The sequence below is a fragment of the Sorangium sp. So ce363 genome (assembly GCF_051520435.1).
In the GTDB taxonomy this organism is placed as follows: Bacteria; Myxococcota_A; Polyangia; order Polyangiales; family Polyangiaceae; genus Sorangium; species Sorangium cellulosum_B.
In genome coordinates, this window is record NZ_CP150333.1 from 3,945,563 (window position 1) to 3,959,202 (window position 13,640).

Genomic DNA, 13,640 nt, shown 5'->3' on the forward strand with positions numbered 1-13,640 from the left:
CGCCGCTCCCGGCTCACCGGCTCAGATGACGCCGAACTTCTTGCCGACCTTCTCGAACGCCTCGAGCGCGTGATCGAGGTGCTTGCGCTCGTGGGTCGCCATGTAGCTCGTGCGGAGGACCTGCTGCTTGGGCGGGACGCCGGGCGTGATGAACGGATTCACGTAGAGCGAGTAGTCGTCGAGGAGCGACTTCCACATCATCACGGTCTTGAGATCGTCGCGGATGTAGATGGGGATGACGGCCGTCTCGGTCTTGCCGAGCTCGAAGCCGAGCCGCTGCAGCTCCGTGCGCATGTACGTGAAGTTCTCGCGGAGCTTCTCCTGGCGCCAGGGCTCCTCCTGCATGACCTCGAGCGAGGCCATGGCGGCGGCCACGCAGGGCGGCGCGGCGCTCGCCGCGAAGAGGAAGCTGTAGGCAAAATGCTGAATGTAATCGAGCACCTTTCGCTCACCGACGAGCCAGCCGCCGATCGAGGCGAGCGACTTCGAGAAGGTGCCGCCGATGAGGTCGACCTCCTTCTCGAGGCCGAAGTGCGCGGCGGTGCCGCGGCCCCCGGGGCCGATGACGCCGAGCGCGTGCGCGTCGTCGACGAGGAGCCGCGCCTTGTGCTTCTTCACCACCTCGACGATCCCGGGCAGACTCGCGATCTCGCCCTGGGCGCTGAAGACGCCGTCGGTGATCACGAGGGCGCCCTCGGTGTCGGCGATCTCGGAGAGCGCGCTGTCGAGCGCGGCGGGATCGCTGTGCTTGTAGCGCACCATCCGGGCGCCGGCCGCCTGCGCGAGCCGCACGCCGTCGTAGATGGATGCGTGATCGTCCTTGTCGATCATCGCGACGCTCCGCTTGTTGCTCAGGAGCGCCGAGATGGTCGCGATGTTCACCTGATAGCCCGTCGTGAACACGAGCCCCGCCTCCTTGCCGTGGAAGGCGGCGAGCTTCTGCTCGAGCTCGTTGTGGAGGCGCATCGACCCGTTCACGAGCCGCGAGCCAGTCATGCTGGTGCCGTATTTGTCGATGGCGTTCCGCGCGGCTTCCCGCACCTTCGGGTGGGTCGTCAGCCCGAGGTAGTTGTTCGAGCCGAGCATGATCACGGTCCGGCCCTCGAGCTGCGCCTCGGGGCCGTTGTTGAAGTCGAGCGGGCGGAAGAAGGGGTAGACGCCCATGGCGCGGGCGTTGTCCGCGGTCATGAACTTGTACGCCTTCTCGAACACGTCGCGCCCGCCGATCCGCGACAGCGACGTCCGCGCCGCCATCTGGGTCGCGAGCTGCTGCTCGGCCGCCGCGGCCACGTAGGTGCCGGCGCCGTTCGAGCCCGCGCCGTTCGCGCCCACGCCGTTCACGTGCGTGCGGGCGGCGGTGCGCTCGGCGGTACGCTCGCGCAGCGCGTCGCTGCTCGCCGTGTCCTCCACGACGGACAGCCCCGCGCCGCCCGCGCCGCCCGCGGCGGGCTGGCGGGCCGCCGCGCGGGACGGCGTCGCCACGTGGACGCCGGCCTCGTCGTCGAGCGCGGGATCGATGTTCGGGAGCGCGTGCCCGTTGAGCAGGATGTCCCAGGCCTCCGCGGCCCGCTCCCGGGCGGCGCGCAGGCGGTTCTTCGCGTCCATGACCCCCGTGGCGAGCCGCATCACGCGATCGTTGCTGACGACACGGACGACCACGCCCGACGAGGTGAGCTTCTTTGCTTGGTCGACCAGACGATCCTTCATCCTCATGCCCTGGCTCCTCACGCGATCGAATTAAGGGGCGCGGTCCTGTCCGCGAAAGCCGCTCCGGCGTGCAGGATCGAGGCCTCTCGGGCCCCAGCTGGTTCCCTGCGCGTGTCGCCGCTAAAGCAGCCTGCGCGGGCCGCGTCAACTGCCACCACCGCGTCGTCCCGGCGTGCCGCGAGCGCCGCGAAGCGCCGTCGCCGCGCACGCGCATTCCGCGTCGCGCAGGGGCGTTCGCGTGGTGCGCGGCGACGTTCGCAGAGCTCGCCCGCCGGGGGCCCGCGCGCGCTGCGCCCGACTCCCAAACACCGCGGATGACAGGCTGCGGCAGGGGCAAAGACGCAACTCGTTGCGGAGTGGTGCGCGCCGGTGTAGGAAAAGTTTTCAGGGTGTATGCGCCGTGTCCTAGTCGTTGACGACGAAGAAAACCTGCGCCTCGTGGTGCGCACCTTCCTCAAGCGGGATGGCTACGAAGTCGAGGCGGTCTCGAGCGGCGAGGAGGCGCTCGCGATGGTCGAGACGTTCGGGCCCGACGTCATCCTGACCGACGTGCGGATGCCCAGGATGGGCGGGCTCGATCTGCTGGCGACGCTGAAGGCCAAGGGCAACGAGGCCACGGTCATCGTGATGAGCGCCTACGGCAACGTCGACCTGGCGATCGAGGCGATGAAGGCGGGCGCCTACGATTACCTCCAGAAGCCGTTCAAGGCCGAGGAGGTGCTGCTCACGCTCCGCAAGGCCGAGGAGCGGGAGGCGCTCCGCCGCGAGAACCGCGTGCTGCGCCAGGAGATCCGGCGGGAGAACCTCTTCGAGGAGATCCTCGCGAAGAGCCCGCCGATGCAGGTGATCTTCAAGACGATCGCGAAGGTCGCCGACTACAAGACCACGGCGCTCATCACGGGCGAGAGCGGCGTCGGCAAGGAGCTCGTGGCCCGGGCGATCCACCGGCGGTCGAGCCGCCGCGGCGGTCCGTTCGTCGCGGTCAACTGCGGCGCCATCCCGGAGAACCTGCTGGAGAGCGAGCTCTTCGGGTACAAGCGGGGCGCGTTCACCGACGCGGTGAACGACAGGGCGGGGCTGTTCGAGCAGGCGAACCACGGCACGCTGCTGCTCGACGAGATCGGCGAGCTGCCGCTCCCGCTGCAGGTGAAGCTGCTCCGGGTGCTCCAGGAGGAGACGCTCCGCCGGCTGGGGGACAGCAAGGACATCAAGGTCGACGTCCGCATCCTCGCGGCGACCCACCGCGACCTGATGGCCGAGACGCAGGCCGGCCGGTTCCGCGAGGACCTCTTCTACCGGATCAACGTGCTCCCGATCGCGATCCCTCCGCTCCGCGAGCGGCGGGAGGACATCCCGATCCTCATGGATCACTTCCTCGCGAGGAACAACGCGCGGTTCGGCATCAACATCCGCGGCTTCGAGCCCGAGGCGAGGCGGCTGCTCCTGGAGTACCGCTGGCCGGGCAACGTGCGGGAGCTGGAGAACACCGTCGAGCGCGCCATGGTGCTCTGCGAGGGCGAGCGCATCGGCGAGGCCGACCTGCCCGAGCGGATCCGCGAGGCGCGCGATCCGATCCAGATGCAGCTGACGAGCGGCGAGCTGTCGATCAAGAAGACGTCCCGCGTCATCGAGGAGATCCTCATCCGGCGCGCGCTCCAGAAGACGAAGGGCAACCGGACCAAGGCGGCCGAGGTGCTGGAGATCAGCCACCGGGCGCTGCTCTACAAGATCAAGGACTACCGGATCGATCTCTGACGACGACGGGCCGGCTGGGAATCGACGGGGACGACGCGACGACTGTGGGCGATGTTCCAGATCCGGCCGAGTCGAAGATCGGTATTCTCCAGATGTCCGGGCGAGGCTCGCGCCGATGCATGGGTCAACGCGTGACCGCGCGCGTGACGACAACCAGGCGCGGGCGGCACAACAGCTCTCTTGCGCCCGTCGCTTCAGGCGGCTACGTCGTCCCGCTCCCCCATGAAGAAGAATTACGTTCTCGACGCGAACGTCCTCCTCCACGATCCGCACGCGATCTTCAGGTTCGAGGACAACGACGTCATCATCCCGATCTACGCGATCGAGGAGATCGATCAGTTCAAGCGGGAGGGCTCCGAGCGCGGGCGCAACGCGAGGACGATCGCCCGGCTGCTCGACGAGGTCCGCGGCGCCGGGACGCTCGCGACCGGGGTGCTGCTCGAGAGCGGCGGAACGCTGCGGATCGCGATCCCGGAGCGGCGGCCGGAGCTGCTCGTGGGGCTGGAGTCCGGATCGCAGGACAACGCCATCCTTCAGACGGCGATCGACATCCGCGATCGGCACAAGGATCGGCCGACCATCTTCGTGACGATGGACACGAACCTCCGGATCCGCGCCGACGCGCTCGGGATCCCGGCGGAGACGTACGAGAACCAGCGGGTGCACGACCCGGCCATCGAGCAGTCGGTGGTGGAGCTCGAGGTGCCCGGCGCCGAGGTCGACGCGTTCTTCCAGAACGGCTTTCTCGCCGGCGCCAACCTCGCGGATTTGTTGCCGAATTCTGCGGTGCTGCTCCGCGACGCGGGGGCGCCGAGCCACACGGCGCTCGGCCGGTTCGACGCGGCGCGCGGGCAGATCGTCGCGCTCCGCGTCGGGCGGGAGGGGGTGATGGGGGTCCGGCCGCGCAACAAGGAGCAGGCGTTCGCGCTGGACCTCCTGCTCGACGATTCGGTCCGGCTGATCACGCTGATCGGCAAGGCCGGGACGGGCAAGACGCTCCTCGCGCTCGCGGCGGCGCTCAAGCGGACGACCGAGGACAACGCCTACAGCAGGCTGCTCGTGAGCCGGCCGATCATGCCGCTCGGGCGCGATCTGGGCTTCCTTCCGGGCGACGTGGACGAGAAGCTGAACCCGTGGATGCAGCCGATCTTCGACAACCTCGAGTTCCTGTTCTCGAACGGCGGCACGAGGCCGGGGCGCGACGCGCGCGGCTTCGTGGAGCTCCTGGAGAGCGGGCAGATCCAGGTCGAGCCGCTGACCTACATCCGGGGGCGCAGCCTGCCGCACCAGTACCTCATCGTGGACGAGGCCCAGAACCTCACCCCGCACGAGGTGAAGACGATCATCACGCGGTGCGGCGAGGGGACCAAGATCGTGCTGACCGGCGACCCTCAGCAGATCGACAACCCGTACGTGGACCACGCGTCGAACGGCCTGCTCGTGGTGGCGGAGCGGTTCAGGCGCGAGCGCATCGCGGGTCACGTGGTGCTCGCCAAGGGCGAGCGCAGCGAGCTCGCGGAGCTCGCGGCGAACCTGCTCTGAGGCGGGCGGCGCCGGGCGCGCGGCGCTCTCACGAGGCGGGGGCGCACGGGGCGGGGGCGTACTTGGAAGGAGCGGCGGGCCGTGGCGCGGCGTCCTCGAGCTAGATCGGCCGAGCGGCCGGCGCCTCCGGCGTGGGTGCCGGACGCGGATCGGCTCCTCGGCGCCGCGGCGCGGCGGATCCGCGTCGTCGGGTCGAGCACGCCGGTGAACCTCGTCGAGGAGCTCGCGCGGCTCGCCGCCTCCTGGGCTCGGAGCGGCGGGGAGCTCCCGCGGTTCGCCTACGCGCCCGCGCAGGACCACAGCGATCTCCGGAAGGCGATGGAGGCGGCGGCCGAGCGCCTCGCCGGGCAGGGCGAGCTCGGCGCGGTCTACGCCGGCCGCGCGAGCGAGCTCGCCGCGGAGGCCGCCATCTGCGAGGCCGCGGGCGGGGCCGGGTGCTGGGCCGCCGCGCGCCGCCGCTACGCCGCGCGCGACGCGTTCGACGAGCAGGCGGACGCGCTCGCCGCGGCCTGGGTCGAGCAGGAGGCGGGCGCCGCGTCGAGCGACGAGGAGCGGGTGCGGAGCGATGACGCGCGCTCGCCCCGGTCGCTCGTGTCGCGGATGCGCCGCGAGATCGGGGAGTGGCGCCTGCCCCTCCGGGTCGTGATCGCCGACATCGCGCCGCTCGCCGCGACGGGCGACGGGGTGATCCAGGTCGCGCGGGGGCGCATGCTCACGCGCGACGACGTCGAGCGCACGGTGCTCCACGAGATCGAGGGGCACGCGGCGCCCAGCGTGCGCGCCGCGGCGCTCCCGCTCGGGATCTTCGCGATCGGGACCGCGAACGGGGGCGACGATCAGGAGGGCTGGGCGCTCGCGCGAGAGCGCGCCGCGGGGTACCTGGTCGGCGCCCGCCGGATCGAGCTCGGGCTGCGCCACCTCGCCGCGCGGAGCGTCGAGCGCGGCGCGGGCTTCGTCGAGACCGCGCGGCTCCTCGAGGCGCGCGGCGCGCGCTCCATGGGGGACGCCCTGCGCATCGCGGCGCGTGTCCACCGGGGCGGCGGCCTCGCGCGGGAGGTCGTCTACCTGCCGGCGCTGCTGCGGGTCGAGGCGCTGCTCATGGAGCAGCCAGCGCTGGGGCCGGTGCTCGCCTCGGGCCGGGTCTCGGTGGGCGCAGCAGCGTCGCTCTCGTCCTGGGCGAGGGAGAGGTGAGGGATCGTGGCTGCCCAGCTCGACCGGGGTTGCCCGCCTCGATCGGGAGGATGGGAAGCCGGGAACAAAAGTCCGATCCTCGCTGAACTTCGCACCTTCCTGTGAAGCCGATCCCATGAAATGAAGGCATCGCCGGCCGGGTGAGGAGCGGGCGAGAAAGGGGGCTGCGTGAAGGGAAGGATCACTCCAGCCGTGCGAGCACGGCATGGAACGCGCTTGACGTGGTGGCCGGCGGGCGGGCTGCCTCGCGCGTGTGGTCGCATCCGGGTCGACCGCGCGGCGTGCGGCGGCGGTCCTGGGCGCGGATGGGCTGGTGGGCGGAGGCGGGCATGAACTCGAAGAAGGCCATGGAGAGGGAACCCAGACGGCCGCCGAGGGGAGGCGAGGCCCCGACGGTGGTCCTCAAGGGTGACCTCCATGTCCTGGATCTCGGCGCGGGCCTGATGCTCGACGTGTTCATCAACGTCGAGGGGCGCCTGACGACCTTCGTCAGCCTGGATGGCCAGCTCATCGCGGAGCTCCGCGTTACGGGTCTCGCCTGAGGTCCCGGGCCGATCAGGGGCCCGAGAACTCCCGGACGACGCGGAGGATGCCCTCCCCGTAGCTCGAGATCTTCGCCTGCCCCATGCCGCGCGCGAGCGCGAGGTCGTCGAGCGACGCGGGCCGGATCCGCGCGATCTCCCGGAGCGTCCGGTCGTGCGCGATGACGTAGGCGGGCAGCGACTTCTCCTTCGCGAGCGCGGCCCTGTGGGCCCGGAGCGCCTCGAACAGCGGCACGTCGCGCTCCTCGAGCTCGACGCCGGGCTCCGCTTGCGCGCGCGAGGCGGGGAGGGGGGCGCCCGGCGCAGGGCGCGCCGCGTCGTCGCGGGTCGCGGCGGACGAGAGCGCCTGCGGGGCCGGCTGCGTGCGCGCCCGCGGGGAGGGCGCGGCCGCCGGCGAGCGCGCAGCGGACGGGCCCGGCGCCGCGCGGCGCGGCCGCCGGCGCGCGGCGGGGACCGGGAGCCGCACCCGCGCGGGCACGTCTCCGCGCATCACGCGCCAGCCCGCCGGCGTGATGAGGGGGACGGGGAACTCGCCGGTCGTGAGATCGATCCACGCGTTGGCGAGCAGCGCGCGAAGGATCGACATCGCCTCGTCGTGGCTCTTCCTCTCGAGGACGCCGAACGTCGAGAGCCGGTCGAGCCCCATGCGGCGGACGCGCTCGTTCGACTCGCCGATCAGCATCGACGCGACCGCCTGCATCCCGGCGCCGCCCTTTACCCGCGCGACGCCGGCGAGCGCGCGGCGCACGAGGTCGTTGTCGCGGGCGAGCGCGGCCGGGTCGCTCGCCTCGAGGGCGTCGACCTCCAGGCAGACGTCGCAGTGGCCGCAGCCGCCGAGCGACTCTGCCTCGTCGCCGAAGTAGCGGAGGATGAAGTCGTGCCGGCACGTCGCGGCGTCGACGTAGCGGAGCAGCTCGCGGAACAGCCCCCAGGCGCGCGCGGCGTCGTCGGCGCTCGCCTCGACGCCCCCCTCGCCGAGCTGGCAGAGCCGGCGGCGCAGCGCGATGTCCGCGGGCGCGAACAAGAGGAGGCCGCGGGCCGGGGCGCCGTCCCGCCCGGCGCGGCCGACCTCCTGGTAGTACGCCTCGATCGACGACGGCGGCTGGGCGTGCACGACGAGGCGGACGTCGGGGCGATCGATCCCCATGCCGAAGGCGTTCGTGGCCACGACCACGGAGAGGCTGCGATCGGCGAAGCCCGCCGAGAGGCGGGCGCGGGACTCGGGGGCGAGCCCGGCGTGGTACGCTTCCGCGTTCCAGCCAGCGTCGCGGAGCGCCTCGGCGAGGCGCTCGGCTCCCTTGCGGGTGGCCGCGTAGACGATGCCCGCCCCGCGGGGCCGGCCGGGATCGCCGAGGGCCTCCAGCAGCGCGCGCGCCGTGCGGCGCCCGGCCTCGCGCGGGCCGTCGACCGCGGAGACCTGCAGGTGGAGGTTGGGCCGGGCGAAGCCGCGCAGGATCACCTTGGGCGGCGGCTCCTCGGGGCCGCGCCCGTTCACCGCATCACCGCCGCCGTCGCCCGCGCCGTCGGGCGCGGGCAGCGGCCAGCCGAGCCGGCGGATGATCTCGTCGCGCGCGTCGGGGGTCGCCGTCGCGGTGCAGGCGAGGACCCGGGGCGGCCGGAGCCGCGCGAGCGCGGCGCCGATGCGCAGGTAGTCGGGCCGGAAGTCGTGCCCCCACTGGACGATGCAGTGCGCCTCGTCGACGGCGACGAGCGAGAGGCGGCTCGCGGCGAGCGCCTCGAGGAACCCGTCGAGGGCGAGGCGCTCGGGCGCGGCGTAGACGAGCTTGTACTCGCCGCGGCGGAGGGCGGCGAGGCGGCGGCCGTTCTCCTCGCGCGCGAGGCTGGACGCGATGAACGTCGCCGGGATGCCGCGCGCCTCGAGGGCGCGGACCTGATCTTCCATCAGGGAGATGAGCGGGCTCAGGACGAGCGCCGTGCCGGCCAGGGCGACGGCCGGGAGCTGGTAACAGAGCGACTTGCCGCCGCCGGTCGGGGCGACCACGAGGACGCGCCCCGCGCCCCCGAGCAGGGCCTCGATCGCCTCGCGCTGCCACGGCCGGAACGCGGCGATGCCGAACCGCTCCGCGAGCACGGCGTCGAGCGACGGCGGCGGGCTCTCCGGCGGGCGCAGCGGGGAGGGGGCGAGGCGCTCGGTCACGATCGGCGAGGGGCGTTCAGCGAGGACCATGGCGGCGTCATCGAGCGAGCGCCGTGCCTGCCGAGAGCCCTAGCATTTTCGCGCGCTTGCGTCGCCCGGTGGGTGGCGGCGCCATGGCGGTGATCAGGCCTGGACGACGCCGATGCCCTTGGCGAGCGCTTCCATGTCGTCGAAGTGATAGACGTGGCGACCGCTGCGCCCGTCGAGCGCGGCGGCGACCATCGCGCCGGCGACGGTCCTCGCGTCGATGGGCCGGTACCTGCGCAGGCCGCCCTTCATCGTGAACCGGAGCGTCTGCGCCGCCGCGACGCCGATGGCCTCGCCCTTCCTGACCTCGCCCCGCTCGCCGAGGAGCAGGCTCGGCCTGAGGACGTGGACCGCCGCGAAGCTCGCCGCCGAGAGCTCCTGCTCGAGCTCGCCCTTCACGCGCAGGTAGAAGCTGGTCGAGCGCGGGTCGGCGCCCACGGAGGAGACCAGGACGAACTGCTTCACCCCGGCCTTCTCGGCGAGCCTGGCGACGGTGATGGGGTAGCGATAATCGATCTCGTAGAAGGCCTCTTCGGAGCCGGCCTTGGCGATCGTCGTCCCGAGCGCACAGAACACGTCGCTCACGCCGGCGAAGTCCGCGCCTTCGAGCCGGTCGAAGTCGACGATGCGCTGCGAGAGCCGCGCATCCTCGATCGGGGCCGGGCGGCGGAGCAGGGCGACGACCTTCGTGTACGCTGGCTGTTGCACGAGGAGGCGCAGGCAGTGGCCGCCGACGAGGCCCGTTCCTCCCACGATGAGAGCTGTCTTGTCGACCGTCATGTCTTCCATGTCCGTGCGGAATCATCCGCGGAGAGCGCCGCCGCGGGGATCCACAGCCGTACCACGCAGCGTAACGCAAGCGGCGCGCGAACCATAGCGGCCGGCCGTGCAGGGCGCGCGCGGACCGACGGCGCGGCCCCCCCCACGCTTCCTTTCCTGGTGTGTCCGGGCGCTACATGCTCTGTCCTTGGACAGTCGGGCGCCAGTCACGCGCCGCGCTCGCCCGGAGCAGCATAGACGGACGACCGCAGCGCTCCATCGAGCTGCTGGCTCTGGAGATGGCCGTACCCTGAAGGGGGGATGATCGCACATCTCCTGTGATCCCGCGGGCGCATCTCAAAGCGAGCGTGCGAGATGTGCCTTGAGCGGGGCGCCCGTCGACTGCGCCGCGGCGGCGCTGGGCCCCCGCGCGGGTCCTCACGTGAGCGGCGCGCTGGCGACCTTCTGCGAGCGCTTCGCGCGCTGGGCGTGGAAGGCCTTGACCGCCATCGGGATGACCAGCTCCCGGTGCTTGGGTACCAGGTTGTTCGGCAGCTGCTCGACTGGCCACCAGGTGCCCGTCGCCGGGACCTCGGCGAGCTTCGCCTGATGGACCCGGGAGAGCATCCAGCCGCGCGCGGCGGCCGAGAAGTAGTCGCCGACGAACGTGAAGTCGGAGATCGTCATCCCGACCCGGTGGAGGACGTGCTCGGGCTGCTCGCCCGGCGAGAGGACGCTGCCAGGGCAGCACCACTCTCCAGGGCCTGCCGCCGACGCTCCGCGCTGTGTCAGGAGCACCTCGAGGGCGCCAGAGTCCGCGTTCCTCCGGAGGCATACGGCGTCCGCGGCGAGGTGGATGGGGAGCCGGGAAAGAGCGTTGATGAGCGAGCTGCCGAGCGGCTCCCGTGGATCGACGTACCCGAGGAGCCAGCCGGCCATCGACTTGATGAGCCTCATCTGGGCACCCTCCGCGAGCGCGTGCGGCGGGGCCGCTGGAGCACCGCCCGCCGGGCGTTCAGGCGAGCGTGTCGGCGCTGTTCAGGGCTGGACGTCGTGCCAGGGTCGTTCTTCGCGCTGCTGCCGGGGCGGCGCGGCCTGGTCGATGGGATCGAGGTTCGAGTTGGATCTTTCATAGAGGTTGCTGCGTTGGTGTCGTTGTGCGTTGTTGCGTCATGTTGGACAGGTTCAGATCTTCATGTCGTTTCTCCTGGGATGTCGGGCTGCGCCGACGACGTTGATGAGCCTACAATGCGCTCTGTTTCTTTGTCGTTTCAGTCGTGCAGCTCGGACGTGAATCGTTGTCCTGCGTCGTCGCTCGCGTGTCTCGTCGAGCTCCTGACGCCGGTGTTCGGGTGTCGTGGGTGAGAGTCGCTGGTGCTCCGGGCAGCGCGAGCGCGCGTGCGTTCGCCGGGGCATCGATGACATCGAGGTGTCAGCCGGGCAGCCGTCGCGTTGTCCGCGCTGGCCCGCCGGCCTCATCCTCGTCGGCGCCCTCGGTCACCTCCGCATCGACGTCGATGACCTGCCATGACGCCGGTTGCCCGCGGGACGCGCGAGCGCGCCCCTCGGCGCGCTCGCCGAACGGTCCGCCGCCCAGGTCGATGACCCTCATGCTGAAGAACGCGCCGTCGCCGGGGCCGCCAACACCGATGCCGGCGGCGCTCGCCGCGGCCACCCGCCGCTCGAACCGCTCCCGCACCACCGCCGCGATGCGGCGGCGCACCGGCGGGAGCAGGAGCAGGAGCCCTGCCACGTCGGTCAGCACCCCCGGCGTGACGAGCAGGGCCGCCCCGAGGAGCACGAGGAGCCCTCCCGTGAGCCCCTCGTCCGGGACGCGCCCCGCGGCCATCGCGCCGCGCCACGAGGCGAGCACCTTGAGCCCCTCGCGCTTCGCGAGCGCTGCGCCGAGGACCGCCGTCCCGAGCGCGATCGCCACGGTAGGCCAGAAGCCGATGACGTCGCCGATCGACAGGAGGAGCCAGAGCTCCAGGATCGGGAGCGCCGTGAAGAGCAGGATGAGCTTGCCCATGACCCCCGTCGTCTAGCGCCGCCCGCCGCGCCGCGCACGCGTGGGGCCGCCCGCCGCCGGCGTCGCTGCCGAGCGCCGTCATCGCGCGCCGCGCCGCGCCGCGCCGTCATCGGCCGCCGCTGAGTCCCGCGAGGCCGGCTGTTCCATGCTCCGCCATGGTTCCTGCGCCGGAGTACCGGCCGCGGTGAGAGTGCGCTAAGAGCGCTTGCCCCGGAGAAATCCATGACGACTGTCCCCGTGGAGCAGGAAAAGGTGGAGGCGTGCCGCGCGTTTGCCGCCGACATCGCCGACGAGGTGCAGCGCTTCATCGACCGCCACACCACGGTCGGCGTCGAGCGCACCGTCGCCCGCGCCTACGGCGTGGTCGGCGCCGACGCCGAGGGGACGCCGCTCGTGAACGCGCTCGTCGATCGCATCCACAGGGCGGGGCAAGCCGGCCGCGGCGTCGCGTACCACCTCGGCCGGGCGCTCTACGAGGGCGCCGGCTCCGTGCAGGAGGCCGCGGAGATGCTGGCGTTCAGCGAGGCGGCCGACCTCGGCGCGGGGCCCTCCGCGGCCGAGGCGCGCGGCGCGCTCGAGGCCGCGACGCGGGAGGCGATCGCCCGGATCGACGGGGCCCGCGACGAGCGCGAGGCCAACAAGGCGGCGCACCGGGTCGGCGTCGCGCCGCTCAAGTACGTCATCGTCGCGACGGGCAACATCTACGACGACGCCGTGCAGGCCAAGGCCGCCGGGTTCGCTGGCGCCGACATCGTCGCCGTGATCCGCGCGACCGCCCAGTCGCTCCTCGACTACGTCCCGGAGGGGCCGACCACCGAGGGATACGGCGGCACGTACGCGACCCAGGAGAACTTCAGGATCATCCGCCGCGCCACCGACGAGGCGACCCGCGACACCGGCACCTACCTCGCGCAGACGAACTACTCGTCCGGCCTCTGCATGAGCGAGATCGCCTGGATGGCGGCGGTGGAGCGGCTCGACATGCTGCTCAACGACGCGATGTACGGGATCCTGTTCCGCGACATCAACATGCAGCGGACGTTCATCGATCAGTATTTCTCCCGCAGGATCATCGCGAGGAGCGGCATCGTCATCAACACGGGAGAGGACAACTACCTCACGACCGCCGACGCGGTCGAGAAGGCCCATACGGTGCTCGCGTCGCAGTTCATCAACGAGGCGTTCGCGCGGCGCGCGGGCCTCCGCGAGGAGCAGATGGGCCTCGGCCACGCCTTCGAGATCGACCCCTGGCTCGAGGACAGCCTCCTCTTCGAGCTCGCCCAGGCCCAGCTCGTCCGGCAGATCTTCGACCGGCACCCGATCAAGTGGATGCCGCCCACCAAGTTCAAGACAGGCGACATCTTCCACAGCCACGTCCACGACGCGATGTTCAACCTGGTCGGGATCACGACCGGCCAGTCGATCGAGCTGCTCGGGATGTTCAGCGAGGCGGTCCACACACCGCTCCTCATGGACCGGTATCTCTCGCTGAAGAGCGCCCGCTACATCTTCACCGCGGCGCGGCACCTCGGCGACGAGATCCAGTGGAAGCCGGGCGGCATCGTCGAGCGGCGCGCCCGCGAGGTCCTCGACAAGGCGCACGAGCTGCTGCGGGAGGTCGAGCAGGAGACCGTCTGGGACGCCATCGGGCGCGGCGCGTTCGGCGACGTCAAGCGCACGCGCACCGGGGGGAAGGGGTACTCGGGGGTCGTCGCGCGCCACCCGGAGTACCTGAACCCGATCCTCGAGGTCCTGGAGCGGTCGTAGCCCCGGCCTGCTGCGCCGTCCCGGTCGAGGGCCTTCGGGCTTCGGGCGCGCCGCGAAGGACGGGATTCCCAGGACAACCTCCGAGACGGCCGGAGCGTCAGCGCGCCGGAAGACATTCTTCCTGACTTGGCATCTTCTGTGCGCCGAAGCATGGCTGAAGCGT

The 13,640-nt window shown here is 71.8% G+C and carries 10 protein-coding genes; 5 read left to right on the forward strand and 5 right to left on the reverse strand.

The genetic code is table 11. The features are described from left to right. Window positions 1–21: 21 nt before the first annotated feature. Window positions 22–1,707 carry an aminotransferase class I/II-fold pyridoxal phosphate-dependent enzyme gene (locus WMF12_RS15150; protein WP_437872261.1) on the reverse strand — a complete coding sequence of 562 codons (1,686 nt, stop codon included), beginning with the start codon at window positions 1,705–1,707 and terminating at the stop codon, window positions 22–24. A 393-nt stretch (window positions 1,708–2,100) separates the two neighbouring features. Here WMF12_RS15150 and WMF12_RS15155 point away from each other — a divergent pair, with 393 nt between their 5' ends. The 4 genes from WMF12_RS15155 (at window position 2,101) to WMF12_RS15170 (ending at window position 6,737) form a co-directional block, all read left to right on the forward strand. Further along, entirely contained in the window at window positions 2,101–3,462 is a 1,362-nt protein-coding gene (locus tag WMF12_RS15155; RefSeq protein WP_437746367.1) for a sigma-54-dependent transcriptional regulator, read from the forward strand. 222 nt (window positions 3,463–3,684) lie between these two features. Then, entirely contained in the window at window positions 3,685–5,004 is a 1,320-nt protein-coding gene (locus tag WMF12_RS15160) for a PhoH family protein (protein WP_437872263.1), read from the forward strand. A gap of 81 nt (window positions 5,005–5,085) precedes the next feature. Continuing rightward, complete coding sequence (locus tag WMF12_RS15165; protein WP_437872265.1) at window positions 5,086–6,195, forward strand: tyrosine/phenylalanine carboxypeptidase domain-containing protein; 1,110 nt, start codon at window positions 5,086–5,088, stop codon at window positions 6,193–6,195. Between the two features lie 329 nt (window positions 6,196–6,524). Next, a complete protein-coding gene (locus WMF12_RS15170) occupies window positions 6,525–6,737 on the forward strand; it encodes a hypothetical protein (protein WP_437746370.1) in 213 nt (70 codons plus the stop codon). Window positions 6,738–6,750: 13 nt separating this feature from the next. On the opposite strand, the gene WMF12_RS15175 is transcribed toward WMF12_RS15170, so the two are convergent. The 4 genes from WMF12_RS15175 to WMF12_RS15190 form a co-directional block, all read right to left on the reverse strand. Continuing rightward, window positions 6,751–8,925 carry a RecQ family ATP-dependent DNA helicase gene (locus WMF12_RS15175; RefSeq protein ID WP_437872267.1) on the reverse strand — a complete coding sequence of 725 codons (2,175 nt, stop codon included), beginning with the start codon at window positions 8,923–8,925 and terminating at the stop codon, window positions 6,751–6,753. 93 nt (window positions 8,926–9,018) lie between these two features. Continuing rightward, window positions 9,019–9,711 (reverse strand): oxidoreductase, encoded by a 693-nt coding sequence (locus WMF12_RS15180; RefSeq protein ID WP_437299912.1) that lies wholly within the window; start codon window positions 9,709–9,711, stop codon window positions 9,019–9,021. Window positions 9,712–10,119: 408 nt separating this feature from the next. Next, a complete protein-coding gene (locus WMF12_RS15185; RefSeq protein ID WP_437872268.1) occupies window positions 10,120–10,638 on the reverse strand; it encodes an NUDIX hydrolase in 519 nt (172 codons plus the stop codon). Between the two features lie 475 nt (window positions 10,639–11,113). Beyond that, the gene (locus WMF12_RS15190) at window positions 11,114–11,710 is read right to left on the reverse strand and encodes an FxsA family protein (RefSeq protein WP_437872269.1); all 597 of its coding nucleotides are present in this window, start codon (window positions 11,708–11,710) and stop codon (window positions 11,114–11,116) included. Between the two features lie 222 nt (window positions 11,711–11,932). Between WMF12_RS15190 and WMF12_RS15195 the strand changes: the two genes are divergently transcribed. Further along, the gene (locus WMF12_RS15195; RefSeq protein ID WP_437746374.1) at window positions 11,933–13,477 is read left to right on the forward strand and encodes a lysine 5,6-aminomutase subunit alpha; all 1,545 of its coding nucleotides are present in this window, start codon (window positions 11,933–11,935) and stop codon (window positions 13,475–13,477) included. Window positions 13,478–13,640: the final 163 nt, after the last annotated feature.